This is a genomic window from Bradyrhizobium erythrophlei (genome assembly GCF_900142985.1).
Lineage (GTDB): Bacteria > Pseudomonadota > Alphaproteobacteria > Rhizobiales > Xanthobacteraceae > Bradyrhizobium > Bradyrhizobium erythrophlei_B.
This window is the reverse complement of the sequence record NZ_LT670849.1, coordinates 2,606,252-2,631,276: the sequence shown is the minus strand read 5'-3', so window position 1 is coordinate 2,631,276 and position 25,025 is coordinate 2,606,252. Positions and strand designations below refer to the sequence as shown.

Genomic DNA, 25,025 nt, shown 5'->3' with positions numbered 1-25,025 from the left:
TACGGCGGGAATAAGTGCGGCTATTCCCTTGACGAGATAATATGCAGTGGATCCAAGTAGGATTAGCCGCGGAATCCATTACATTTATCTCGCGAAGACTACGATGTCGTCCGTTAAGAAGCCGAATTGAGCGAGGCTGGACAGGCGAGCGTGCCCCATGTCGCGAACAGGAAGAGGCACCAGAGTACTCTCAGCCAGGCGAGGATGCGGCAGAAGTTGTGGCCCAGAGGATGGTTGGCGGCGTTTCCTGCGCGGCCTTTGATGTAGCAGCGGCCGAGATGACCTTCGGCCTTCAGGTGTTCGATGATGGGCTCGATGGCGGAGCGGCGGCGCGGCTCGCACTTGATGGCACCGAAGACGCCGCGCTTCTGGCCGGAGATGAAGACGCGGCGGGGATTTTGCGCGTCGTGGCCGCGGTATCCCTTGTCGATATAGGCTCGCTCGATCGGACAGCCGGTGAGTGTCTCGGTGCAGTCAATGACGTCCCGCAAGGTGTGACCGTCGTACGGGTTATCGGGTATCGCCCTGGCGTGCAGCACGAACAGGCCACCGGGAGCCCGGCGGTTGTTGGTGACGATGGAGGCCTTCACGCCGAACTCGTAAGGCGCGGGGCAATTTTGTTGTCCCGCAAATTATCGGCATTGTGCCGAAGAACGCCTCGCGCCATTTGCAGGATGCCGCTAGCTGAGGTCGGGCTTGTGCCGCTTGGCATGACAACTTCAACGACCGGCGAGGGGTAGTCGTTGTCGGTGGGAGCCAGACAACATGAGCGTTCTTGCTTCTTGAAGGCTGGTTCGTCGGCTTACCAGGACCGACGGTCTTTGCGGAAGTCGGTGCAACAGCCTGAAGCCGCGTGCCTTCGATCGCCTTCGGCGATGCAACCAAACTCGAAAATAAAATTCAATCAAGTCGGGTCGCGGAGATATCTCAGGCTTGATTCCCATCTTGCCAGCGGCATTCATTGTCCTGGCCCGCCGTAGCGCAGATCGCCAAAACCAGTTTGAGAAATACTGTAGAATTTCGGTGCAGCGGGCGGGGAAATCTGCTGGTCGTTGCGCACGAAGCAAGTCCATGCCGTTACGTCAACATCGCAAACGTTAAACATATGAGCGGCGGTCGGTGGCGGCGGTAATTTGCCGTCACCCATTTCTATCTGCGGAGGCACGCCGTTGTCGGTCGCAACCTCGCCGAACCACTGAACAAGTGTGGCGGTGCCGAAGTTGGTTCCCCACAGTGATTCTGGGAAGTAGCCGAGCCAATCGCCGTCGAACCAGGCCCACCAATTGCCCTTGTACAGGACATACCCGACGTAAATTTCCCGGCCGACAAGTGCGGAGATATTCTGCGTTGGATAATAGCGATTGCTGAACTGGACCCAGCCGTAGCCATCGTAGCCTTTGCCGATCCCATCGACCCAGTGAAACACGAAAATGTGCGGATCAGCGTCACCGTTAAAGTCGGTTGAGACAATCCAGCCGACTTCGGCAATGTTGTCCGCTTTCGTTCCTCCTTGAACGGCGATTTCGTTCAGCGAATGTCCCTGCCCTTTGGTTTCGACATAACGGGGGCGGTTGACAGAAGTCGTCATCCCGCCTCCCGTAACGTTTCGCCAAAGGCCCGCAGAGCCGTAATAGTAGCAACTCCCATCGTCCATCTTACCCTGGCAATTCGGGGATGGGTTAGCGGGCGGTTTTTCCGGGACACGAGCGCGTTCGCCGTACACCTCGCTGAACTCGCGGAACACGGCCGGGCCTTGCTGTCCCGGCGAAGGGACCGAGGTGGATGATTGAGGCTGCAGAAGGGGATTACCCTTTAACGGCCGATTACCCGGCGTCCCGTTCTGCCGGATGGTGAGAGCCGAATTGGCAGGCGGCGTGAATACGGGTATTTGCCCATCGGGGCAAACGGGCTGCCCAAAGGAAGGCGTTTGTGTCGCGACTGAGCCGTCTGAGGTCAATTTTTGAGGTGGGGGAGTCATCAGTGGTGGCGCGGCTGTACCTGTGGGACGAGCCGTGCAAACGACTACCGACGCTCGCTGTTGGGATATCGCGGGAGCGCTCCCGAGGCCGATGAAAAACGAAAGGATAAGAGGCGGCGCCGAGCCCGCATGAAAAGAGCTTCTGTTTAGGTGCCGCGGCATTTTGATCTCCCAGCTCCTACTGCGTCACGATAAACGGCCTTGGAAGCTGATAGCGGATGATCTGATTGTTCACCGCCTCTAGTGCAGCCTGCTCGGTCGCAGTGCGTGGCGAGGCTGCAGAAATCAGCAGCGGCGACCGCGGTTGATTGGCGGAGGTGAACACCCTGGCAGTCAAGAGATGACTGGCAGAGACCGGCCTAACGATCTGACCGGGAAGTGCAAGGCCAACAATGACCTGATGTGCGTCCTGGCGCATGAAGCTTACGCCTAGATTGGCTCCAGTGAACTGAGTGGCCGATCCAACGGGTGTCAATGTGAGTGTAGGCGTTACGCCGCCGCTCAGCGTCGTCATAAACGAAATGGTGTCGACCATCGTCGGGGCACCATTGATGTTTGTATCAAGCGCGCCGTTAAACTGCGTGATATTTCCTTGCTGCTCAGGCTCCAGATTGGCATGCGAAGCCATTCCAATGAAGGTCCTGACCATCTCCGCAATGCCGATGCTGCCAACAACGGGATACTGATAGTTTACTCCCTTCGGCTGTGCCGCGCACAAGCCCGCGTTCATCTGAAGCAGCGTATTGTAATTGTCGACTATCGTGAACGTACGAACATTTTGCCGAGAAACCGTATCGCCGGCTGAAGCGTTGACGCTCCAAGAGCCGGTTGCCAACGGCGATATGAATGTTGCCGACGGCATAAAGCTGTCCGTTTCAGTGCCTGACAAGGAGAAGGCGTAAACGATGCCGATTTGACTAAGCGCCGATTGCCGTTGTGGTGTGCTCGCGACCGCCTCAAGCACCGCATCGCGTGCTTCGCATCTGATGCGATGAACGATTTGGGTCGTCTTGACGCCCGTCACATTCTCAGGAAGCGGGTGGATTGCACAAGCGGTCAAACCAAACGACAGCGCTATTCCAAAAAGCTTCTGAACCTCGCGCATCACGTTCCCCCTTTGATTGCGAAGCTATGCTTTTAGACGTGCAGGAACGATCTCCTGTTCGAACCAGCGAACTTGAGCAAAAGTCAAAAATTGCGAGAATCGACTTCGGCGATAGCGTAGTCGAAGCTTGGTTGTGATGCCTTCCGAGAAAAAGCCCGGGAATGAAAAGCCGCTGTCGAACTCATCAACATTACGCGACGGCAAAGTACGTACGTCGCCGAATAAAAATACTCATTCGCCGACAAATTTGCACGGACCGGCGCGCTTCAATCATTAGCTGCGGAAAATACTTTGTCAATCCATCGATGCTGGCTGCTAATGCTGCAACCGCCGGTTAGGGGTTGCATTCGTGATTGAAAATCAGCAAGGCCCGCGGATTGGCGACGTTTCAATAATTGGTCAGGTACGTTGCCTTGAAAATGTTAGCGCGCTTCAACTGACGGTCGTCCACTTATCGTTGTGCGCTTTGAGTATCTCGGATCACCTTGGCGACGAAGCGGACATGAGCATCGGATTATATTTCCTGGTGGCGCTCGGGACTGAAGAACGAAACCCGGCGGCCGCTTAGAATTCAGCGGTCGGAATGGTCATTCCGAATTGCCGTTTACAAGCAAAAGCTCCCGATTGCGTTGCGGTATCCGACACTTTGCTGAATAGCGACAGCGGCAATGCGGGTAGCTGTGATTATTTTCTGCCTGCGCAGGTGCGTCACCTTGTTCCAAAAATTTCTTTGACTCCTGTGCTGATTGGTACGTAGACTTAAAATAGCATTTTTTATTTCATTCTATCGAGCGGATTTTGGGCATGCCGAAGAGAGCTGCCGACAAAAGGCGGGGTCGCGCCAATAAACAGAAAAAGAGGTCAAAAAAGGCGCTGGCGAAAGATCTGCACGCACATGCTGCCCAGTTAGAGGCAACCGGCGTGAGTATGATGCTAAGAGCTCATCGCTTGCGGACGAGGGCGGTTGACCTCACGTCGTCGGGTCCCATGACCTCGGCCATCGCCAAGGACATCGTTCTTCACGCGGCTGCGTCATTACCCGGAGGTAAGCCGTATAACCCCGCGACACCAAATTCTACCAAGGTGGATGGCGGCCTGATCAACTCCTCTGGTGCGTCTGTACCTGACGGGATTTGGTATTTCGCACAGGTCTGCATGACGTATGGGCGCTTCGATACTGACAAGCTTGTGCTTTGGCCGGAGGACGTCCGCGCGAACGGGAAGACGCTCGGTGGTTTCGTCAATTGCATCATGAACTTCTACCGGAGCAAGTCGTGAACCACAGTTAGGTAATTCTGAGTTGGGGGAGTGCACCGATGAAGGTCATATACGCCGGTGGATTTGTAATCCTCTTTGTTGTTCAAACCGTGCCGGCGCGATCAGGAGAGCTTGCCGGCTATTTGCAGTCTTACTGCTCCCGCTCCGATCTCGACCCCTCAGATCAGGCGATCTGTCGCAACATCTCAAAAAGACCTGCCCGTGCGAAAGCAATCGCCAACAAGGTTGTGAAGCCGGATACAACGCCGGTGCCACCCCCAAAGGCGATGACAGCGTCGACCAATCCGCTGACTCAGCCAGGTTGCTGGGATTATTCCAAAAGGATTTTCGTCCGTGCCGATCCTTTGGACAATTTCTATTACGATCTCGACCCGCAGGCCAGCTCAAGCTCAACAGATGCAAAGGGCGCTACCGCGAGCTACACGAACGACCAACTTGCCAAGACACAAAATGCGACCGTGAACGGTAGGGTCAGCTACCTCGCGTTTGGCGCGCACTGCCAAGATAATCCGCGCGAACCTTTTGTGCTGGGTTATGCCGTTGCGCCGTTCGTTTCGGCTAACGGATCATGGGCCGATCCCGCGAAGAAGGGTACAAACAGCGCTTTGCGAGCAGGCACCGACATCGGCATCGCCGTCTCGACAACCGAGTGGTTCATCAAGGACCATTTTTGGTATTTGTCGCCATTCTACCAAACGGATTTCAGCGGGTTCGCTCGTGTGCAGGGGGCGACTCTGGCTTACGAGCCAGTCGCGCCCCTGCTCGCGCTCGGCGCGACCGGAGCAGGAAGTCCATACTACAGCTTTTTCTGGCAGTTCAGGGCTGAGACCGATTGGCTGAACGTAAATGAAGTCGGCTTGACTAACCTCACGAAGGGTGACACCGCCCACTACGGTGCGATCGTCCGGACGCATCTAGGGCTCTTTCCCATTCGGGACGAAAACCATCTTTGGCCGGACTGGCTTGTTGGCCGCTTCTCAATTATCGGAACTGCCCAATATTTCCGGGACAGCCGCACGAATGCGGACCTCCCCTATTACTCTATCGCACTGCAGTACAAGCTCGGCTCGTGCAAGTCGACTGATTCTTCGGCTCCCAAAACAGGCGACGTAGCGCAGTGTGTAATTCCAGGGACATCTTCCGTGTCTCTCGAGTACGACAACGGAACGGACAAGGATACACTCGTCAAAGTCAACCAGGTACTTCTTAAATTCGGTTTCGCGCTTTGACGATTTTTTCGCGACGGCGTCGCGTTGCTCCGATTTTCAAATGGAACATATTCGTGTGCGGAGTTGCAAAATGAAAGCACTGGATGCGGACCAAGACGTCACTAAGTGCCTGAAATTTATCATTTCCGATGAATATGACGCTGTCGGCCGCTACTACTCTTCAAATCCGCAGAAGAGGCTGACCAAAAATGAAGCACTAGCGATCAGCACTGCAGGCTTGCAGATTTTCACGGTCTTCGAGGACGGGGCGCGGCCAGCTCTGACCAAAGCTGCCGGCCAGCGCGATGCAAAAATTGCCTTGAAGCAGGCGACGGATGTCGGGCAGCCGAAAGGGACCGCGATCTACTTTGCGTTGGATTCCGAACTCGATACCGAGGATTTGCCGGGTGTGCGCGCTTATTTCAGTGGCGTTTCGTCGATAATCAATGGCGCCTATCTACTTGGTGTCTATGGTGATGGCGTCGTATGTGATGCGCTACTTAGCGATGGCGCGTGCCAACATGCCTGGTTGAGCGCCTCAAGAGGTTTCCCTGGATCAAAACAGTACTATTCAAGTAAGAAGTGGTCCCTGGCGCAGGATCCGAATATCGATGAAGCCTACCATGGGCTTAGTATCGACAATAACGAGATCAACGGCGATTTTGGCGCCTTCTCCGTCAAGCAGGCAGCGCAAGTGGCGGCCCGTGCAGCGAGCCCTGCAACGGATACACCATGGATGGACTGGATGCGTCGGCATCGCGGTGAGGTCCAGCAAACCGGTGCAAAGCCAACCGCCTTCACCGAAGAAATATTCTCACATACGAGTTACGGTGCGCTGAACGGGTTCACGCCCGAGTCGTGTGCCGCAACCGTCTGTGCCGCCCTTGAAGAAACTGGCTACCGGTCGACTAAGAGCGCCGCTGCCAAATCCTACGTTACCTACGGCACAGCTTGCGATTTAAAGCCCGGATGCATCGTTGTTTTTCAATGGCCAGATGGCGGCCACCATGTCGACTTTTGCGATGAAATCGTCGACGCGTCGGTCATACGTGGTCTCGGCGGCAACCAGGGGCACGCTCTGCAAGACAGCAATTTCTTGCGAAAGTTCATCATAGCGACGCGATGGCCAGTGATCGCAACGGCTGCGAAAATAACGAACCGGCGACCGCAGGCATCCCGTCCGGTCGTCGACTATTCCCACATGCCGCTGGGGAAACGGCACGCGCGACATGATCCTCGCGTACCGATGCTCGCAGCATATTTGCCGCTTGCCGCGCTGCCGGCACCGCCTGACAGTGTTGACTGGTTCTCAGACGTCGATGATTGGGGAATGATGCAAAATGATGTTCTCGGCGATTGCACCTGCGCAGCAGTCGGTCACACCATACTGCAGTGGACTACTTATACTAAAGCGCCGCGGCGGCTTTCCGATGATGACGTGGTCAAGCTTTACGAGGCTGTCGGCGGTTACAACCCGGAAAACAAATCCACTGATCAAGGAGCAGTCGAAGTTGACGTGCTCAATCACTGGTTAAACCAGGGCGTCAACGGCGACATGCTGGCCGCCTACGCCAGCATCGAGGTCGGTAACGTCACCGCGATAAAGGATGCCATCCACTGGTTCGGAAATGTCTATATCGGACTGGCACTGCCGCTGTCAGCCCAGACCCAGGATGTTTGGTCAGTGCCGCCCGGCGGCGCTGCCGGTCTTGGCGCGCCAGGTTCGTGGGGAGGGCATGCCGTCCCTGTGGTCGGCTATGACCAGCGCGGCCTGCTCTGCGTCACCTGGGGTCAACTTAAGCGGATGACCTATCAGTTCTGGTCGGCCTACTGCGACGAAGCTTACGCACTCTTGAGTAGGGATTTTATTGAGACCTCGAATACGACGCCAGACGGGGTGAACTGGACACAATTGCAGGCGGATATGCAAAGCCTCAAGGTTGGTTATTCCAGTGCCCAGTTGATCAAACACCTCTAGAAACCAGCATGCTTTGAAGGGGGAGTGGATGGCAAGAAGGACCCCACCCGGGAGAAACACAGCAATCCCTCAAGCCGACCGGCCTCTGATCGCGATACGCGCGCACGACGATAACAAGGAGCTGATCGAAGAGTTCGTGCCGGGTAAGGCAGCGCCTGTCATCGTCCGCATGGCCATGCATTGGGGCTATATTCTGCGTGTTAGAACGCGCTGGTCCGGCGCCCCTGACATGCGCGACTATTTTGGCACGAAGGCAATAGACGATCTAGCGGAGCTGGGAATCGGACGCGACGCCATGCAGCGATTTGCATCGGCCGAGCACATCGAAGTCGAACTGTACCGCGATGGTTCGGCGACGTCGGATGCGGCTCAGTTTTTGGACGCAGCGTCGGAAATCCCTTGGGAATATCTGCTGAGCTCAGCTACACGCAATATTGGGCGCTTCGAGTCGCTGTTGGTTACACGATGCTTTTCGAATGGCTCCGCAGTCACTCCGTCCAAACCCAGAAATGTCCTGTTCGTTGAAAGCTCACCAGGGCGTATCGAGCAGAAATACGAATTCGAGGATGAAGAAGAGCGCATTAACGCTGCGGTAAATATCCGTGGGAAGAAAGAGCTTGAGTTCTCACGAACCGAACCGTTCAGCAAGTTGAAAGCCAGAGTTCACTCACGGGCTTGGGAAGCGATCCACGTTACCGGTATTGACACGCATCAGGTTGCCTGGCTGATCGAAGATTTCTACACGGCGGTGGCGAGAAAAGCCGACGTGATCGATAAGACGGACCACCTGCATGACGGGATGATCCTTCGCGGAGATTACGACAGCGAATTGCCAGTCCGTTACGACGAACTAGCCGACCTACTGCTCGAATCAAAAAGGCCACCGTTTATCATTACGCTAAACCTCTATTATTCGGGAGCGCGCACGGCTCGTGAATTGGTTAAGCGAGGCGCATATGCCGCTATCGGCTTCCTAGATGAGATCGACGATGAGTTTGCCGAACGATTTTTTCAGGCCTTTTACTGGGCGTGGTGCCATCGTAGTCGACCGATCCCCGCTGCATTCCTCGAAGCATGGTCGACAATGGACGGGGAGCGCATGCATGGCACCGCCATTGTCATCTGGCTGGGTCGCAGCATCATCAAACGGTCTGATGCACGCGAAAAACGGCGATTCACTTCGGCAAGAAGACGAAGTGGAGATCGTTGATGCCCAATGTTCCGATTGGCGACTGCCTCCACGTCTACCTCGAGATTGCCGAAGAGGTTAACTACTCGCTGCTGCATAACAATCGGGAACTCCTGAATGCGCTGACTTTAACGAAACTCGTGGATCGGCCGCTTAGGGATATCGCGATAAGGGTTGAGTTGTTCGTCGGCGCCGCGAGCTATCCGTACCGATATACACACGCGCTCCTTGATGAAGTGCAACTCGCGCTAGCGCCAAAGGTCAAGATTCCGCTGACGGAAAATCTTCCACGTTCGCTGCGCGAACGCGTGCAATCGACGGTCTACGTCAAGGTGACCTGCGAAAACGAGACTGCGTTTGAAGATACTAGGCGAGTCACTCTAATACCTGTGGATGAATGGCTTGACGATACCGAGAAGAATCCGTGGCTGCCGTCCTTTGTGTTGCCAAGGGATCCGGCCATTCTCAAAATAATAAATTCGTCACGACGCTATCTCATTGGGATCATGGATGATCCTGCGGCCGGCTTCGATGGTTATCAGGAATCAGTCTCGCGGGTCGACAAACAAGTCCAGGCAATCTGGACCGCGCTCGTCAACGAATATCGGATACAGTATATCAACCCGCCACCTGCCTATTCTGAACAAACTCAGCGCCTTCGCACGCCAACAGAGATACTGAATTCAAATAGTGGTACTTGCATAGACCTCGCGCTCCTGCTCGCCTCATGCTTGGAATATATCGGCGTCTATCCAGTTGTGGTTCTGCTCGTCGACCACGCATTTGTCGGTTACTGGCGCTCGGAAGGCGCTCACGACCACTTCGTCTCCGTCAAGACGATTCCACCGACGGTCCCTGGCGTCGGAAGCCGGGCGGCTCGAGAAGCGGCCTTACCCTACGTTGACGCGTACGGCTGGCGGTTGACCAAGCTCAACTATGCCGAGGTAATGGCGTATGTGACCTCGGGCCATTTGGTAATGCTCGAGGCAACCTACCTGACGGCAGCGAAAAGGTTCGCTGAAGCGCAGGAGCAAGGCCGTGCTAACCTACGCAGCCGAAAAGAGTTCGACAGTCTTCTAGACATCCAGGTCGCGCGCATGGCCAGTCCACCAGTGACTCCGCTTCCGATCGTCAACGATTGACGGATCCGAACATGCCACAAGACGACAACGATAGCTCTGACCTCTTTCTGTCCCTGACGGATGCTTGGGACAAGGACGAAGATCTGTTTAGGGGACTCTACGGGCCGTACGACGAGGAGGGAGCATCCGTCGGCGGCTTGCGCCGTCGACGGAGGCGAGCCTCAAATACTCCTGATGACCCAATCAAAACTGTTTCATTAGTTGAGAAGGATGGCGTACTTCTATGGAGTGACGACATTCCGGAAGGTGTGCCCTCAGATCTTGATATCGGCCCTCGGCGCCGCCGACTTCGCCGACGTGCGGGCCTCTCCGTACCGCCGATAGTGAACCCGCCGGAGATGAGAAGAGGGCCCCTGGTGTTAACCCGAACGTTTCCGGTGTTAGCGCCGAACAAGATCGTTGCAGCGGTTGGCTTAATCGACCAGCAGCTCAACTCAGCCCTCGACGTTTCGCTTCGCTCACGACTAAGGCCGCTCCGAACCACGCCTAACGGTGACTTCAAACTGGACGACGCCGACTTTGCTGGCGCACTCGGCGACCATACATTGCTGTTCGTGCACGGAACGTTCTCGAACGCCGAGAATATGCTCAATGAATTCAAGGCCACCAACGACGGGCGGAACTTCCTCAGCGCCGCAATGAGTGGCGAAAAGTCGTACAAAAATGTCGTATTTTTCGAGCACGCAACACTGGCGATCAGCCCGATGATCAACGCGCTTGAACTCGAGCGGCTCTTCGCTAGTGCCTCCGGCCAGATTGACGTCATCGCCCACAGCCGCGGCGGGTTGGTGGTGAGATGGTGGCTGGAGGCATTCGGGAAATCGTTGAGCATTTTGCCTGACAGGCCAGTACGCGCCGTCCTTGTCGGCTCACCACTTAACGGGACGTCGCTTGCCGCTCCTGACAAGCTTCAGGGCGCGCTCAGCTTGTTGTCGAACATCGGATCGTTCGCGCAGGCAACGTTGAACCTGGTAGGCGTCGCGAACCCATTCATGTGGGTGGCTGGAAAACTGGTGCAGGTCGTTGTGTCGGCTACCGGCGCGCTTGCTAGGACACCGTTGGTGGACGGTGTCGTCGCACTGATACCCGGGCTCTGCGGACAATCGGCCGTCAACAACAACCACGAAATCGATCGCTTACGGCTCGGGCCATGTGCCGTCGAACCTCTCTATTATGCGGTGCAATCTAATTTCGAAACGGCCAGTCCCGCGTGGAAATTCTGGCAATACTTCCGTAAGAGCACGATCGCCGATATCGCGACTAATGCGATTTTTCCCGACCACAACGATTTGGTGGTCGACACTGCATCCATGACCGATTTCGGCGTACCGCACCTTCAGCTCGCCGACCAACCCTGCGACTTCGGGACCTCCGATCAGGTCTGGCACTGTAACTATTTCCGGCAGCCGCAGACGATTGCCTATATCACCCAGAAATTTTCCTGAGACCGGACACCGACAGCTTCTTGGAATACTGCCTGAAGAGCGCGAGCAACTCCTGCCTCAGGGGCTTGAGCGCGGGTTCCGCTCCGAGCTTCCCGGAAGGCGCGACTATGTAAGCCTGTATCTCGTCAGGAATGACATGTTTTGCGTAGCCTGCCTCGGCTATCTCTTTAGCAAGCTTGCTGGTATCGTAACCGCGCATCGCCTCGTTGACAGCCTTCCGATAAGCATCGTCGATGAAGAAGAGCGCGTGTGCAAGCTCGTGGGTCAAGCTGCCTTTGGCGCCGGTGCCATAGATACCGATCACGTAAAATCGGTGCCGCAGGTCTTTGAAGAGCCGCAGCAACTGTTTCTCTTTTCTGCTGAGCGGATCGAACTTGCCCTCATAAAATGGCCGGAACGCCGTCGAGGGTACGTTGAATCCCGCCCAGTCCTCATAGTACGTGAAATTGCCGTGCCGCTTGGCATACCAGTCCATATATTCTTCCAGCGAGAAGATACGGCCGTGAAAGTGTGGCGACTCGTAGTATTCCTGTATTCGCAGGAAGGTCGCCGTCAGCTCATATTGGGTCTTGAAACGAAGAAGATAGATGCCTTGGGCGACTTTGCTCTTCGCAATTTTTATCGACATCTCTTCTCCCGTAACGCTGGTAATTGGCGTTCGGCCAAGCTTTCAGGCGCAAAAGGTTTCGCATGCCCTATCAGGCTCTCAACACAATAAGCCCCAATCCGGAAGCCGAATAGAGCGCTCGGTCGACGGGATTTAGAGTTTGATTGTAGAATTCGGCCTTCATAGCCCTAATGCTACCGAATTTCGATTGGGTCGGCACTTTGGCCATTGTGCTGAACGATAAATCGAATCCGGTGCGGGGCGTGCCCTGCGCCTCTAGGTCCGTTTTGCCAACGAAGGGCCGGGCGGGAGTTTGAATAGGTACGCAACAGGCACGTTCGATATGAAATGTAGCCTCACCCGCGGGAGAGCCTCGTGACTATCAGTTAGATTCCGCCCGGGACTTTGTAAGATCCAATGTATACCGCGGCGGGGGTCCCGTCCCGGACTGAGAGAGTCTGACCGCTCGACCGGATGCCTCCCTAGCGAGAGGGTCTGCGGTCAAACTCGAGCAAGGTTTTCTCTAGATTCTCTCCCTCCGCCATTTCTACGCCACAGCTCCCCCCAGTATTCGATTGTTCGAATCTTCCGCAAGGCCACCGAAGAATTCCGCGATTTTGCGCTAATTCCTCCCGCAAGCAGTAGTTTTTTGACCATGGGTTCGGAAGATGGGTCTTCCGCCACTACTTTGTATCCCATTGTTCGAAGCGACAGCAAAAACAACGAGTAGCGCGATAAAGGCAGTTGGCCAGTTCCGCGATGTTACCCTTAGTCACCGCGCAAGCCGTAGCTGCTCGCCGTGGGTTCGGAGGATGCATTTTGCGAGGGAGAACACATGGCCGGCAAGCTCAAGCCGCTCGACGTCGAACGCAAAATTCGCCCCGCAAATTCTGCGCTTCATCGTAGCGCTCAGGCGTGAGCCCTCTTTCCCACCGGACTGGATTTCGCGGACGCGGTTATCTCTCAATCTCCGCCGACATTGTCTCGATCCGCCGGTCGCCGTAGTCGCTGCCGGCGTTCGAATTCTTCGGTCGATGCCCTGTGAGGAATCCTTCGACTTCACGATCCATCCTGACGTGCCGCGCCACGCTCTTGAAGAGGTGACGCCAGGCGTGGTTCGGCTGCACGCCGATCGGAATTCCGAGCCGTGCACCCATTCGCCGATACGTTCGGCGACCTTCTTGAATTGCGGATTGTCGACTGGTTTGGGCAAGCCGCCCCGGAGGGAGTGCCATGGTCGGGCTTGGTTGGCTCAGCCAACTAATTTGCCGCTGCTTCGGCGATACAGGCCCTAAGCCATTGATGAGCCGGATGTTGATCCGTGCGGCGATGCCAGAGCATGTGAAAATCGACGGTCGGCAGTTCAAGCGGGGGAGCCGCAACGACAAGATCGTCCGAGACCCCGCAGTTTGCCATCACGCCTTTCATCAAGGTGGCAATAATGCGAAGCGGCTCCGGGATGGAGGTCGTATCGTCAAGCAGCGCCAACACCGAGGAACGAATGAAGATGTATGTTTCGACTACCCCGCTAGGGCGTCTTGGACAGGCCCAGGACATTGCCAACGTCGTTGCAGGACCTCTCACAAAGCGAAAGCGCCGTTGGCTGGTTGGTGTGATGGCGCTGGCGTTTCAAGATTACGCCATGGCGAGGACTTCGCCAGCCTGTGATTGTGACATCTCGCGGGCTGCCGCATGTAATGCCACTGATCCTGGCCTATGGCGCAAGCCAGGGTTATGATAAAGCCGATTGGAGACCCAATTGGTGTTGCTCGCTCCAACTCGAGTGTTGAAAGATGGGTCGACCGGCAACTGATTTCATCGCAACGGAAGCGCGTTTTGGCGCCCAGAATTACGAACCGCTAGGCGTTGTTCTATCGCGCGGCGAAGGCGTCTGGGTGTGGGATACGCAAGGCACCCGTTATCTCGATTGCCTATCAGCCTACTCGGCAGTGAACCAGGGGCACTGCCATCCGAAGATTCTGGCCGCAATAGTGGAACAGGCGAGTAAGCTGACGTTGACTTCCCGCGCATTCCACAACGACCAACTGGCCCCCTTCTACGAGCAGATCGCAGAGCTCACCGGGTCGCACAAGATACTGCCCATGAATAGCGGTGCCGAGGCGGTGGAGAGTGCGATCAAGGCCGTGCGCAAATGGGGATACGAAGTGAAGGGCGTGCCGGATGGGCAAGCCGAGATCATAGTCTGCGCCGACAACTTCCACGGACGCACCCTCGGTATTGTCGGCTTCAGCACCGACACGGCCGCACGCAAGCACTTCGGACCGTTCGCGCCGGGCTTCAAAATCATACCCTTCGGCGACGCCACGGCGTTGGAGGAGGCGATAACGCCGAACACTGTCGGCTTCCTCGTCGAGCCAATCCAGGGAGAAGCTGGCGTCATCCTCCCGTCGCCCGGCTATTTCAAGAAGGTACGCGAGCTTTGCACCGCGCACGACGTGATGCTTATCCTCGATGAGATCCAGACCGGACTCGGCCGTACCGGCAAGTTGCTCGCTGAGCAACACGATGGCATCGAGGCAGATGTCACGCTACTCGGCAAAGCGTTGTCTGGGGGCTTTTATCCAGTGTCGGCCGTCCTTTCGAATAACGAAGTGCTGGGCACCCTGAAACCCGGTCAGCATGGCTCAACCTTCGGCGGCAACCCGCTCGCCTGCGCGGTGGCGCGGGCAGCTTTGCGCGCGCTTGTCGAGGAAGGAATGATTGAGAACGCCGCCGTCCAGGGCGCGCGGTTTCTCGATGGCCTCAGGAGCATCCGCGCCAACACGATCCGCGAGGTGCGCGGACGCGGGCTAATGCTGGCAGTCGAACTTCACCCAGAAGCAGGCGCTGCACGTCGTTACTGTGAGGCTCTGCAGAGCAGAGGCATCCTTGCCAAGGACACACATGAACACACGATCCGCATTGCCCCACCCCTTGTGATCACCAACGATCAAGTTGATTGGGCGCTGGAGAGAATTGGTGCCACCTTGAGACAGGATTTCTTATGATGAGCGATGCTTCGCCGTCACCCGCGGGAGAGCGTTCTGCCTTTTCGCTTTTCAAATACTTATCGATAGCTTGATTGCGCTGTCATCGGTTAAGTGGCTCGAACACGATAACAGGAGACATTAGATGTTCATCGCGATGAACCGCTTCAAAGTGATCAAGGGATCGGAAGCTGCATTCGAGAGCGTCTGGTTGTCGCGCGACAGTCAACTCGACAAGGTGCCGGGCTTTGTAGAGTTCCACCTTCTCAAAGGTCCTGAAGCAGAGGGCCACACGCTGTATGCGTCACACACGGTGTGGAAGAACCGCGCCACCTTTGAAGCATGGACAAAGTCCGAAGCTTTCCGCGCCGCGCATCACAAAGCCGGAGATAACAAGCCGCTCTATCTTGGGCACCCGCAGTTCGAGGGGTTCGAGATTATTCAGGCGGTGGGAGGCAGCAAAGGCATGGTGGCGGGAAGCCGACGTTGATGAAGTGTGAGTGCCTCATGCGACGTAGTTGAGCTTGTTCGCGAGGGCTGCCCGCCATTTGCCCAAGACGACCTTCAATTCAACCGGCCCCTACCATCGCGTTCAGGCAAGCCTCTCCGTATTGACCTCCGTTGTAACTGCTATGCTTCCTTGGCGAGAAGGGGGCGATCGGGCTGGCCTGACGCGCCTGTTGCTTGCGGGTCAGCGAAGCAGCGATCGCGGCGAGCACCGCGAGATAGAAGTCGTCCCGGCCCCTCATTAATGAGGGTAGAGAGTGCTGAGATAATCCGACAGCGTGGTGGGGTCGCCACGCGTGCTCTGCCGCAACGGCTGGCCGCTCGACAGCACGCCGGTCTGGGTCTTGTAATCAGGAGCCACTTCGTCGGTCGGCTTTAGCGGCTGGTTGAGCATCTGGAGGTACCTGTCATAGGCTTGTTGGGTGCCGACGAAGATGCAGACGCAATGCTGCGGCTCGGCGTAAAAGTAGCGCAAGGCTTCGCCAGTTCCGTTTACGACGAAACGGTGCGCCGGCAGCGCATGCAGCGCTTTTTGCCCAGCGGGATCGTTGGCGACCTGAACACGAAAACCGGCGGACGACAGATAAAAACTGTTTTTTTCCAAGGACGGTCGGCTTGGCGCCTCGACGGCGGACACAACGGAGGTGCCAAGCAAAAGCGTGGCGGCCGGAAACAGGCACAAGGCCCTGAAGCCATGGACTCGAAATAGCTGCCAATTGGCTGCGACGACGACCAGCCAGATGATCGGTGCTTGCATTGCCAATCCCCTGCTGAGCCCTACCAGCCTGTTGCGCGAGCCATAACGCTCCAACAAGTGTGCCTAGATTGTGTCGAACCTCAATCGGCATCAGGCCAAAACAACGGAATGTGATCTCTGCTGACGCTTACTTGCGGAGTACGGTGGCCGGAGGGTCCGCAACGGGTCACTAACGGAAGTCACAGCTCGGCGTCGTCATGTCTGTTTCGCCCTCAGAAGCGGACATCGTCATCGAGATCGGCCATGTCTGCTTCTCTAATCGGCCGTTAGGGGTCAAGCACTTTCAGACTATCCATGTTTGCGGTGTTGGTGTCGCCCACGGGCTCGTGCTTCTCTTCGGAATCGGCACCAAGGCCCTTCCAGTATGGGATTCGAAGACGAGGTGGAACAATCTTTGGGGCGGCCTTGCCGTCTTACAGACAGTGGGTCCAAGCGGACATACGAACTCACCTCATCCATCGTCCCGCGAGGGACATCATTCCACCGCTCGGTGGAGCTCGAGTGTCCTCCTATCGCGTTTAATCCTACGCCGCTGTAACTTCCCGGCTCCATCGGAACTCGGTACCGTCAACCCAGATGCGGTGCATGATCACCGCCAACCGGCGCGCCAGCGCCACGATCGCCTTCTTCATCCCGCGGTGCCTGGCGATCTTCATGGCCTAGGCCTTGAGCCAGGACCACTTTGCCAAACGCACCAGCATGATATGAGCCGCTTCGTAGAGCATTGCCCGCATCATCTCGTCACCGCACCTTGATATGGCGCCGGGTCGGTCAATCTCGCCAGATTGATACCTGGAAGGCGTGAGCCCAAACACCGCCCCGACCGCCTTGGAGTTTCGGAAGCGGGCGGGCACGTCGACAGTTGCGCGATAGGTCAGTGCCACAACGGGACCAACACCCAGGATGGTCATCAGGCGCCGGCACACATCATCATTCCGAACGATAGCCAGCAAGCGACGATGAAGAATGCCGATCTGCTCACGAAGCGTCCGCCGGACAATCAGCAGCGGTTCGACTAACTCAGCAAGATCCGGGAAGCTTTCGACAAGCTCCTTGATGCGCGCCTCGAACTTCACCGTTCCTACCACGCCCACCTTGAGGCCGAAGTTGCGCAAAGTACCTCGCAGGTCGTTATCGATGGCGATGGCCTTGGACTGCAGCAGTTTGCGATGGGTCAACAGCATTCGCAGTTTCTGACTGCGTAGCGTCTTCACATGCACCGGGCGATAAAGCCCCGCCCGCATCATCTGGGCCATACCGCGCGCATCGTTGCGATCCGTCTTGTTGATCTGCGCCTTCAGAACCGCCCGCATGTGCCGCGTCTCGACACAGATGACAGGCAAGCCTGCTTCGGCAAGCGCACCGAAAAGCCATTGCGACAGCGGCCCAGCCTCCAATCCGATCCGCTTGAAACGGTAGGCCGGGTTCCCCAGAACCCGCAGCAGAGCGTCTGGCTCGCTTGCTACCCTTAATTCCTTCGCGATCCTGCCCGTGTCATCCACAATGCAGACACTTGTCTCCTTGACCGATACGTCCAATCCAGCAAAATGGTCCATGCTGCGCTTCTCCTTCTGATGCTTGAGGCCGTTACCACGGACCTCGTTTCACCATCAGCCTGAAGCGCAGCACCCAAAATCTTCAGCTATCCACAAGCTGGGCCGGCCGATTACCCCATCTTTGTGCCACTTCCGGACTCATGCGGTGCAGCAACGCGGCTCTACTCGATCACCTCGTCGGCGCGGCTCACAAAGGAAGCAGGGACCGCGACCCCGATTGCGCTCGCAGTCTTGAGGTTGACGGCAAGCCAGAACTTGGTTGGCTCCTGCACCGGAAGATCGCCCGGCCGCTCGCCGCGTAGAATGCGATCAACGTATTCAGCGGTCCCGCGGAAGCTCACTTCCCAGTCCAGACTATAAGAAAAGAGCGCCCCTGCCGCGATGGCTCCGAAGGCGGGGAACATGGCAGGCAAGCGGTAGCGTAGCGACAGCGCGACAATGAGCTCGCGATTTACAAGCGTCACGGCATGAGGAAGAACAACTATTCCTGCGTTCTCCATTGAAGCACACGAGACTATCGCATTCTCGATTTCGGCTGCGTCGTGTACAGCAGCAGCCGTCGCCTCAATCCCGAATTGGGGTGCTGCAGCCGCCAGGGATTGCCAATGCGCACGGTGGGTACGCGTTTCTGGATGAAGGATCACCGTAACGCGAGCCAGAGAAGGGCAGCCTTCCTTAAACATTTCGAGCCATTTGCCGCCCATCGAAGCGTCGTGGCTGGTAAAACCAGTGATAGTGCCGCCAGGATGAGCCAGGCTTGATACGATCCCGTCACCAATCGGGTCGCCGACGCCGACAAATACGATCGGGATGTCTCCTGCGAACGGCCTTAAAATGGCTACGGCGAGATTGGTGAAAGCAACGACAACATCAGGTGACGATGCGAGCAGCTCCGCCACAATGGGCTTCATCTGGTCTTGTCCGTCTTTCCACCAACGAACATCAGCTTGCAGGTTAACTCCCGCCTTCCATCCCAAGTCTGCGAGACGAAGAAAAAACGCGGAAAGATACTGCTCAGCCTGCGGGGACGGTGCCGAACCCAACAAAACTGCGATGCGCCGCACCGGTGATCTTTGCTGCCCAAGCACGTCGAACGGCCAGAATATCGCCGATCCGACAATTCCCCCCACGAGTTGACGCCGTCTCATCTCTTCGAGCCCCAAGGTACAGGACCGACCGCCTTCGGCATGTAATGCAGAGGATCAAATCAGAAATGAGTGGAAGCGAAAAGGACGCGGCGGGTGAATTGTGTTACAAAATCCGGCTTCGCGCAATGACCGAGATGGGTCAAACTCGCAAGTCGGCGTCCGCAATCGTGAGGTCTGGTTTAACCCCGAAAGCAGATTCAACTCGGACATCGCGGCATGTCCGTTCGGTGCCAATAGCACATCCTACTAGTTCCTTGATAGTTGCTCAATGCGTGCGGCCGCTAGCCCCGCAAAATCACAATTGGGAAAACGCTTAAGGTGGTCCTGATAGGCCGCAAGCGTTCTGATATCTTCGGCGCTCTTCCAATGCGTCTCGGCTCGCGAACAGTCGCCCGCCGCGGAAGGCGCTGTCTGAACAGTTTGAGCTGTGGGAGGCGTGGCTGCAGGGCTAATCCCGGCTACAGGGCTAATCCCGTCTATGCCGTAACTGGAATAGACATCCGCGATGTCGGCTTTCACTGCTTTGGCGGCGGCGATGTCGGCGGCTGTATCGCCCAACTTCAGTTTCGCAACGCCGCGCCCGTATAATGAATCGGCGTCATTTCCGTTGAATATGATGGCCGCGTCGTAGTCAGTAATCGCTCGGTCGAATGCACCTAGTTTGAGTTGCACGAGCCCACGGCTGTTAAGCGCGTGGCCGTCGGGATTAAGGCGAAGCGATTCATCGCAGTCGAGAAGTGCTTCTTGCAAATCGTGACCAGTAATTGCCCTTAGCCAGCAACGCTCGTTGCGGACACTTGCGTTGGTAGGATCGATCCTGATCACGTCACCGAAATCGGCAATGGCCGCATCGTAGTTGTTCCTAATTTCGTAAGACCGGCCGCGGTTGTGCAATGCGTTCAAATAATTTGGCTTGATCCGAAGCGCTTCGTTATAGCTAGCGATGGCACGATCATAGTCCTTCTTGTCGAAATAGGCATTTCCGCGTGCGCCAAAAGATTCCTCGTCTGTTGGATTAAGCAGAAGAGCCTGATCGTAATCTGAAATCGCGCGGTCGTAGTCCTTCTTTCTGTAGTTCGCCAAGCCTCGAAGAAAAAACGGAACGCTATCATCTGGGCTAAGCCGGATGACCTCATTATAGTCGGCGATTGCACGATCGTAATCGCCGCTAAAGTGATACGCTCTCCCCCGATTTTTTAATGCATGCACGTCACGGGGTCTGATCCGGAGGGCGTCGTTGTAGTTGGCGATAGCTAGTTGGTAATCCTGTTTGTCATAATACCCGTTACCGAGATTGTAGGAGAAAGCCGCGTCCGGTCGACTTGTGCTGTCCGATTTTATCAGCGCTTTGCAGCCGAATATTTGCATGTCCGGCGTAACGTTCGGCACCAGCTTGGCGCACCACTTCCAATTTTGCGACTGTGCGTCCGCCGAGGATAACGTCAACATTACAATTGCCGCAGCGCACGCTCCTCCATAAGCCAGCACTGCTTCCTCATTGGATCGGCCTTCTATATCCCTGTTAAGCATTCGCTTAATTATTCTATAGGCCTGTCTCCGAACGGTCTACGGCCCTGCCGTCGTGCTCTTGCGGCGGATGCTGCGAAGCAATCGTTGCACGGTATGCCGCTGGAACGGGCATCCTCCGCCGTTGCATCTGGTTGGCGCGCGAAATCTCCGCTAATGGGATGGACCGGCTGCTTCCCCCGCGGGGATAGTCTTCAAAGACTATACCGCAGCACCCGGAGAAGCAGCCCATGGATACCACCACACCGCCCTTGGCCTCGATCGGCGTCGACATTGGCAAGGAAGTTTTCCACATTGTCGGCTTTAGCGCAGACGGTAAGATCGCTTTTCGCCGCAAGATCAAGCGACTTGCGCTCATTGAGACCTTCAAAAGACTGCCTGCGAGCATCGTCGGCATGGAGGCGTGCCTGAGTGCGCACTTTATCAGCCGGGCTCTGCGGCAGCTTGGGCATGAGCCCAGGATCATCCCTGCGATCTATGTGAAGCCGTTCGTGAAGGGGCAAAAGAACGATTACAACAATGCCGAAGCCATTGCTGAAGCATCCCTGCGGCCGAACCTGCGCACCGTGCGCGAGAAGACACAGGATCAACTCGATCTTCAGGCCTGCCATCGCGTTCGCTCCCGCCTGGTCTCGCGTCGGACTGCCACGATCAATCAGATCCGAGCCTTCCTTATCGAGCAAGGCATCGCGGTCAGGACCGGATCGAGGGCTCTGCGCAACTCTCTCTTGGCAATTTTAAAGAACCGCCAGGACGAGATATCGCCCCGGATGGGCGGCCTGATCGCGGGCCTTTATGAGGACTGGATTTCGCTCGATAAACGAATCGAGACGATCACCGGTGAGTCGAGAAGATCAGCGAGAAGGAAGCCAATTGCCAGCGCCTCATGAGCGTTCCCGGCATTGGCCCGCTGATCTCGACCGCCGTGGTCGCCGCCATTGGTACCGGCGAGGCATTCGAGCGCGGACGCGATTTCGGCGCATGGCTTGGTCTCGTACCACGCCAGTACAGCACAGGTGGCCGATCCATCCTCGGCCGCATTTCCAAGCGCGGGAGCAAGTATCTCAGAACCCTGTTCATCCAGGCCGCAAACGTCATCCTGATGCGTCCGCACAATTGGGAGCGCTTCAGCTTTGGAGCATGGCTTCTGAACGCAGCACCACGTCTTCACCGCAACAAGCTGGCGACGGCCCTCGCCAACAAACTGGCACGGATCGCCTGGAGCATCCTGCGTAACGAAAAGACCTTTGACATCAACCGTCACGAGGCCGTGGCGATCTGAGCCAAGACCTCATCGGAGTTCGCGACAGAGAAAATGCATGGAACGGATCGATGAACGCATCGAGAGTCTGGTGACCCGAATGGTTGTTCGCCAACCTGTCCGTTAATGAGACCAAGATGCGTGCGTATTCCCATCAAGGCCACGGCCCGCGAGCCGATCAAACAGATCCCATGATTGAGGCGCAGAGGAGCTAAGCTGCGTCCTCCTAAACCGGAGGTCTGATCATGAATCATTCGACCAACATTCTGCCTGTCGATTACGATCAAACGCTCGTTCTAGCGATTGAGTTGAGCAACAAGAGCTGGGTGTTAGCGGGGCAGGTGCCTGGCCTTTCGCAGACCAAGGCAAAGCGGACTATCGAGCCGAATAAAAATGATCTGTTGGTGGCGATTAATGGCTATCGAACCCGAGCTGCTGCCGCTGGTCGCCCGGTCAAGCGCGTGATCGCCAGCTATGAGGCCGGATGGTGCGGGTTTTGGCTGGCGAGATGGCTCATAGCGCATGACATAGAGGTGCACGTCGTCCAGCCTTCGAGTGTACCGGTGGACCGGCGCATGCGTCGCGCCAAATCGGACGGCATCGATGCGGAGCTGCTGTTGCGCACTTTGCTTGCCTGGCTTCGCGGTGAGCCCCGCGTCTGTTCGATGGTGCCAATCCCAGACGAAGCCGATGAGGATGCGCGGCGGTGTGTCCGGGAGCGGAGTGAGCTGGTCTCCGAGCGCGTCGGCCTCGTGAATCGGATCGGCGCCATTCTGGCGACACTGGGCGCGGACGATTACAATCCCCTTCTTCAAAGCCGTCGCCGCCGGCTGACTGAGCTGCGGACCGGCCTTGGCAATCCGATACCGCCAAATGCATTGGCCAAGATCGCGCGTTTGCTTACGAGGCTGGAACTCGTGCTTGTGCAGATTGCGGAGTTAGAACTTGAACGTGATGCCGTCGCTAAAACTGACGCTCCGGACCAGGCCGGAAAAATGATCCAGCAACTCATCCGCCTGCGCGGCATCGGTGTGCAGAGCGCAACCGTGCTGGTGCGAGAAGCATTTGTTCGACGCTTCGCTAATGGCAAGGCGCTCGGGTCATACGCCGGCCTCACCTCGACCCCGTATAACAGCGGGGGCATCGATCGTGAGCGGGGCATCGGGAAAGCGGGCAACCGTCGGCTCAGAACAGTGATGGTCGAATTGGCCTGGCTTTGGCAACGCTACCAACCGGGCGCCACGCAGGTGGTCTGGTTCCGTGAGCGCGTCGGTTCGACTGGCCGCCGCGTTCGCAAGGTCATGGTGGTCGCGCTCGCGCGTAAACTCCTGGTTGCCTTATGGCGGTTCGTCATCGACGGTGTGATGCTTGAGGGTGCGGTCATGAAGCCCTCCATCTAACCGTCGCCGAAACCGGGCAGCGCTGCAACGGCACAGCGGTCCGGTGATCCGAGGGAACGTCGCCGTTGTCCGGCGTGGCGCTTCGGCGCCGTCTTCACAGAGTGGTGCCGTTCCTTCGAAGCTCTCCCGTCCCGAATGTGGGACAGTGGTCGGGATTACCATCCCGCCGGATGTGAGGTTAGCAGGGAAGCCCTGCAGCAAGAGAGCTCACCTCGGATCGCCGTCGGCAGAAAACCGTTGACAGAGGAATCATCATGTGAGGCCGGATACTTATCAGCGACTTCCGCTATCCACGCACGATCTCTCTTGCGAAAAGCAGCCGGTCCATACATCCGGGTCATTCGCGTCGTTTCGCAGGTACGTTGCGAGTCCGCTTTACCCTCGTGAACAGACGTGGACTGCGTGGTCGGTAACGTCGGAAAAGTGCCGATTTTGTTGCGAAAGTAGTTGGTTGGGTTGGCGAGGATTGCGATTGAGGTTTTTGACGGGGCGGTTGATGCCGCTCAATCCTGAGCGGCTGCCACCCTGATGTTTACGCAACTGTGACGCTACGCGATGCACTGAAGCGCATATGGCGGCGGCCGGGCGACCAATTTGGCTAGCCGTCGTAGGTTCTGGGCGATGGCGGCTAGAACAAATTCATCTTGGGCCCCTCGTGGGCCACGCAGTCGAAGCCGGTCGAGCCTCAGAATACGTTTGAGGTGTGCAAAGCGCATCTCGATCTTCTTGCGCTCACGCCGCGACTGCTCAAAGCCCTCGGAGCCAACGAAAGACCGGGCAACGTCGCGGGCGCGCTCATGGATGTCGCGCGGGATCTTGCGTGATGGCTCCTTTGGGCAGCACTGGGGTTTGAGCGGGCATATCCCGCAGTCCCGCCTGCTGGCACGATACAGAAGCGTCTTGTCATCGTGCACCGTGCCGCTCGTCCTGAGCCGCTTTCCACCCGGGCAGAGGTAGATGTCGCTTGCCGGATCATATCGAAAATCGCTGCGTGAGAAGGTGCCATCGTCTCGCTGCGACTTGTCGTTCACCGGAATATGTGGCGCGATGCCCTTCTCCTCGACCAGCCAGTTCAGCATCGAAGCCGTCCCGTAGGCGGTATCGGCCGCAAGCCGCTCCGGCTTGAGGCCGAAGCGCTCCTCCGTTCGCTCGAGCATGGTCCTCGCCGCGCCGACCTCGGCCTGGCGAATGGAGCGGGATGCCTCCACGTCAACGATGACGCCGAACTTCACGTCGATGAGATAGTTGTCGGAGGAAGCGAAGAACGCTGGCCCCTTGTGAGCCCCGGTCCACTGCGCCGCCGGATCGGACGGCGAGACGAACTTCGGGACAACGTCGCTGGCGGCGCCCCACGCCGCATCGTCGAGGGTCGCCAGATACTCCTTCACCGCACGGCTAGACCTCGCCGGATCGCGATCCCTGCGCCAATCCTGACCCGCGATCGAGCGCTGCTTGTTGGCGTCGGCCGCGATCAGGCTCGCATCAACGGCAAAACCTTCACCCCCAACCAGCCCAGCCGCGAGGCACGCTTCGACGACCCGCTCGAACACGTGGCGAAAAACATTCCCCTCGCGGAAACGCTCGTTGCGGGCACGCGAGAACGCTGAATGGTCCGGGATGGCATCTTCGATGCCGAGCTTGCAGAACCAGCGATAGGCGAGGTTCACCTGCACTTCACGGCAGATCAATCGCTCCGAGCGGATCGCAAAGACATACCCCACGACCAGCATCCGGATCATCAACTCCGGATCGATTGATGGGCGACCCATCGATGAATAATGAGGTGCCAGTTCGCTGCGAAGCCAGGAAAGATCGAGAGCAGCATCGATCTTCCGCACCAGATGATCTTCGGGAACCGCCTCGCCAAGATGAAACTCGTAGAACAGTTGACCTTGGTCACTCTTCAGACGGCCCATCATGGATCGACCTCGCCGCGATTCGCGTCGACACAA

General features: G+C 57.0%; 18 protein-coding genes and 3 pseudogenes. 10 read left to right on the top strand and 11 right to left on the bottom strand.

Annotation, left to right across the window (positions count from 1 at the left end):
- Positions 1-113 precede the first annotated feature (113 nt).
- The 3 genes and pseudogenes from BUA38_RS12140 to BUA38_RS12130 form a co-directional block, all read right to left on the bottom strand.
- Positions 114-611, bottom strand: a pseudogene (locus BUA38_RS12140) (IS5/IS1182 family transposase); the annotation flags it as partial.
- A gap of 347 nt (positions 612-958) precedes the next feature.
- A complete protein-coding gene (locus tag BUA38_RS37525; RefSeq protein ID WP_072818135.1) occupies positions 959-1,588 on the bottom strand; it encodes a neprosin family prolyl endopeptidase in 630 nt (209 codons plus the stop codon).
- 568 nt (positions 1,589-2,156) lie between these two features.
- A complete protein-coding gene (locus tag BUA38_RS12130) occupies positions 2,157-3,083 on the bottom strand; it encodes a hypothetical protein (RefSeq protein WP_072818134.1) in 927 nt (308 codons plus the stop codon).
- A gap of 804 nt (positions 3,084-3,887) precedes the next feature.
- Here BUA38_RS12130 and BUA38_RS12125 point away from each other — a divergent pair.
- From BUA38_RS12125 to BUA38_RS12100, 6 genes are all read left to right on the top strand, one after another.
- Complete coding sequence (locus BUA38_RS12125; protein ID WP_072818133.1) at positions 3,888-4,361, top strand: hypothetical protein; 474 nt, start codon at positions 3,888-3,890, stop codon at positions 4,359-4,361.
- 38 nt (positions 4,362-4,399) lie between these two features.
- Positions 4,400-5,590 (top strand): hypothetical protein, encoded by a 1,191-nt coding sequence (locus BUA38_RS12120; RefSeq protein WP_072818132.1) that lies wholly within the window; start codon positions 4,400-4,402, stop codon positions 5,588-5,590.
- A 70-nt stretch (positions 5,591-5,660) separates the two neighbouring features.
- Positions 5,661-7,547, top strand: coding sequence for a glycoside hydrolase domain-containing protein (locus BUA38_RS12115; RefSeq protein ID WP_072818131.1), 1,887 nt, complete (start codon positions 5,661-5,663; stop codon positions 7,545-7,547).
- A gap of 28 nt (positions 7,548-7,575) precedes the next feature.
- Entirely contained in the window at positions 7,576-8,757 is a 1,182-nt protein-coding gene (locus tag BUA38_RS12110) for a hypothetical protein (RefSeq protein WP_072818130.1), read from the top strand.
- Positions 8,757-9,878: a hypothetical protein gene (locus BUA38_RS12105; RefSeq protein WP_072818129.1), complete on the top strand. Its 1,122-nt coding sequence runs from the start codon at positions 8,757-8,759 to the stop codon at positions 9,876-9,878. The genes BUA38_RS12110 and BUA38_RS12105 overlap by 1 nt, the downstream gene beginning before the upstream one ends.
- Before the next feature lie 11 nt (positions 9,879-9,889).
- Positions 9,890-11,323: an esterase/lipase family protein gene (locus BUA38_RS12100; RefSeq protein WP_072818128.1), complete on the top strand. Its 1,434-nt coding sequence runs from the start codon at positions 9,890-9,892 to the stop codon at positions 11,321-11,323.
- Here the strand turns inward: BUA38_RS12100 and BUA38_RS12095 are convergent.
- The 3 genes from BUA38_RS12095 to BUA38_RS12085 all read right to left on the bottom strand — a co-directional run bounded on the left by BUA38_RS12095 (position 11,304) and on the right by BUA38_RS12085 (position 13,418).
- Positions 11,304-11,951, bottom strand: coding sequence for an ABC transporter ATP-binding protein (locus tag BUA38_RS12095; RefSeq protein ID WP_072818127.1), 648 nt, complete (start codon positions 11,949-11,951; stop codon positions 11,304-11,306). The genes BUA38_RS12100 and BUA38_RS12095 overlap by 20 nt on opposite strands.
- A 935-nt stretch (positions 11,952-12,886) precedes the next feature.
- Positions 12,887-13,087, bottom strand: coding sequence for a hypothetical protein (locus BUA38_RS12090; protein WP_072818126.1), 201 nt, complete (start codon positions 13,085-13,087; stop codon positions 12,887-12,889).
- Between the two features lie 103 nt (positions 13,088-13,190).
- The gene (locus tag BUA38_RS12085; protein WP_072818125.1) at positions 13,191-13,418 is read right to left on the bottom strand and encodes a hypothetical protein; all 228 of its coding nucleotides are present in this window, start codon (positions 13,416-13,418) and stop codon (positions 13,191-13,193) included.
- A gap of 305 nt (positions 13,419-13,723) precedes the next feature.
- Between BUA38_RS12085 and rocD the strand changes: the two genes are divergently transcribed.
- Together rocD and BUA38_RS12075 are read left to right on the top strand one after the other, a co-directional pair.
- The gene (gene rocD / locus BUA38_RS12080; RefSeq protein ID WP_072818124.1) at positions 13,724-14,938 is read left to right on the top strand and encodes an ornithine--oxo-acid transaminase; all 1,215 of its coding nucleotides are present in this window, start codon (positions 13,724-13,726) and stop codon (positions 14,936-14,938) included.
- Positions 14,939-15,062: 124 nt separating this feature from the next.
- Positions 15,063-15,407 (top strand): antibiotic biosynthesis monooxygenase family protein, encoded by a 345-nt coding sequence (locus BUA38_RS12075; protein ID WP_072818123.1) that lies wholly within the window; start codon positions 15,063-15,065, stop codon positions 15,405-15,407.
- Between the two features lie 258 nt (positions 15,408-15,665).
- On the opposite strand, the gene BUA38_RS12065 is transcribed toward BUA38_RS12075, so the two are convergent.
- From BUA38_RS12065 to BUA38_RS12050, 4 genes and pseudogenes are all read right to left on the bottom strand, one after another.
- Positions 15,666-16,181: a hypothetical protein gene (locus BUA38_RS12065; protein ID WP_083587560.1), complete on the bottom strand. Its 516-nt coding sequence runs from the start codon at positions 16,179-16,181 to the stop codon at positions 15,666-15,668.
- A gap of 524 nt (positions 16,182-16,705) precedes the next feature.
- Positions 16,706-17,737: pseudogene (locus BUA38_RS12060) on the bottom strand (IS110 family transposase).
- A gap of 161 nt (positions 17,738-17,898) precedes the next feature.
- Entirely contained in the window at positions 17,899-18,885 is a 987-nt protein-coding gene (locus BUA38_RS12055) for an ABC transporter substrate-binding protein (protein ID WP_072826060.1), read from the bottom strand.
- A gap of 246 nt (positions 18,886-19,131) precedes the next feature.
- Positions 19,132-20,334: a tetratricopeptide repeat protein gene (locus tag BUA38_RS12050; protein WP_072818121.1), complete on the bottom strand. Its 1,203-nt coding sequence runs from the start codon at positions 20,332-20,334 to the stop codon at positions 19,132-19,134.
- Positions 20,335-20,642: 308 nt separating this feature from the next.
- Between BUA38_RS12050 and BUA38_RS12045 the strand changes: the two are divergent.
- A pseudogene (locus BUA38_RS12045) lies at positions 20,643-21,694 on the top strand (IS110 family transposase).
- A gap of 224 nt (positions 21,695-21,918) precedes the next feature.
- Positions 21,919-23,073, top strand: a complete 1,155-nt coding sequence (locus tag BUA38_RS12040) for an IS110 family transposase (protein ID WP_072818120.1) — start codon at positions 21,919-21,921, stop codon at positions 23,071-23,073.
- A 548-nt stretch (positions 23,074-23,621) separates the two neighbouring features.
- On the opposite strand, the gene BUA38_RS12035 is transcribed toward BUA38_RS12040, so the two are convergent.
- Entirely contained in the window at positions 23,622-24,992 is a 1,371-nt protein-coding gene (locus tag BUA38_RS12035) for an IS5/IS1182 family transposase (protein WP_072818119.1), read from the bottom strand.
- Between the last annotated feature and the right edge of the window lie 33 nt (positions 24,993-25,025).

Excerpts from the sequence above, each read along its gene's own strand:
- BUA38_RS37525 (WP_072818135.1), bottom strand. The coding sequence starts at position 1,588 with ATGACGACTTCTGTCAACCGCCCCCGTTATGTCGAAACCAAAGGGCAG.
- BUA38_RS12130 (WP_072818134.1), bottom strand. The coding sequence starts at position 3,083 with ATGCGCGAGGTTCAGAAGCTTTTTGGAATAGCGCTGTCGTTTGGTTTG.
- BUA38_RS12125 (WP_072818133.1), top strand. The coding sequence starts at position 3,888 with ATGCCGAAGAGAGCTGCCGACAAAAGGCGGGGTCGCGCCAATAAACAG.
- BUA38_RS12120 (WP_072818132.1), top strand. The coding sequence starts at position 4,400 with ATGAAGGTCATATACGCCGGTGGATTTGTAATCCTCTTTGTTGTTCAA.
- BUA38_RS12115 (WP_072818131.1), top strand. The coding sequence starts at position 5,661 with ATGAAAGCACTGGATGCGGACCAAGACGTCACTAAGTGCCTGAAATTT.
- BUA38_RS12110 (WP_072818130.1), top strand. The coding sequence starts at position 7,576 with ATGGCAAGAAGGACCCCACCCGGGAGAAACACAGCAATCCCTCAAGCC.
- BUA38_RS12105 (WP_072818129.1), top strand. The coding sequence starts at position 8,757 with ATGCCCAATGTTCCGATTGGCGACTGCCTCCACGTCTACCTCGAGATT.
- BUA38_RS12100 (WP_072818128.1), top strand. The coding sequence starts at position 9,890 with ATGCCACAAGACGACAACGATAGCTCTGACCTCTTTCTGTCCCTGACG.
- BUA38_RS12095 (WP_072818127.1), bottom strand. The coding sequence starts at position 11,951 with ATGTCGATAAAAATTGCGAAGAGCAAAGTCGCCCAAGGCATCTATCTT.
- BUA38_RS12090 (WP_072818126.1), bottom strand. The coding sequence starts at position 13,087 with ATGGGTGCACGGCTCGGAATTCCGATCGGCGTGCAGCCGAACCACGCC.
- rocD (WP_072818124.1), top strand. The coding sequence starts at position 13,724 with ATGGGTCGACCGGCAACTGATTTCATCGCAACGGAAGCGCGTTTTGGC.
- BUA38_RS12075 (WP_072818123.1), top strand. The coding sequence starts at position 15,063 with ATGTTCATCGCGATGAACCGCTTCAAAGTGATCAAGGGATCGGAAGCT.
- BUA38_RS12065 (WP_083587560.1), bottom strand. The coding sequence starts at position 16,181 with ATGCAAGCACCGATCATCTGGCTGGTCGTCGTCGCAGCCAATTGGCAG.
- BUA38_RS12055 (WP_072826060.1), bottom strand. The coding sequence starts at position 18,885 with ATGAGACGGCGTCAACTCGTGGGGGGAATTGTCGGATCGGCGATATTC.
- BUA38_RS12050 (WP_072818121.1), bottom strand. The coding sequence starts at position 20,334 with ATGTTGACGTTATCCTCGGCGGACGCACAGTCGCAAAATTGGAAGTGG.
- BUA38_RS12040 (WP_072818120.1), top strand. The coding sequence starts at position 21,919 with ATGAATCATTCGACCAACATTCTGCCTGTCGATTACGATCAAACGCTC.
- BUA38_RS12035 (WP_072818119.1), bottom strand. The coding sequence starts at position 24,992 with ATGATGGGCCGTCTGAAGAGTGACCAAGGTCAACTGTTCTACGAGTTT.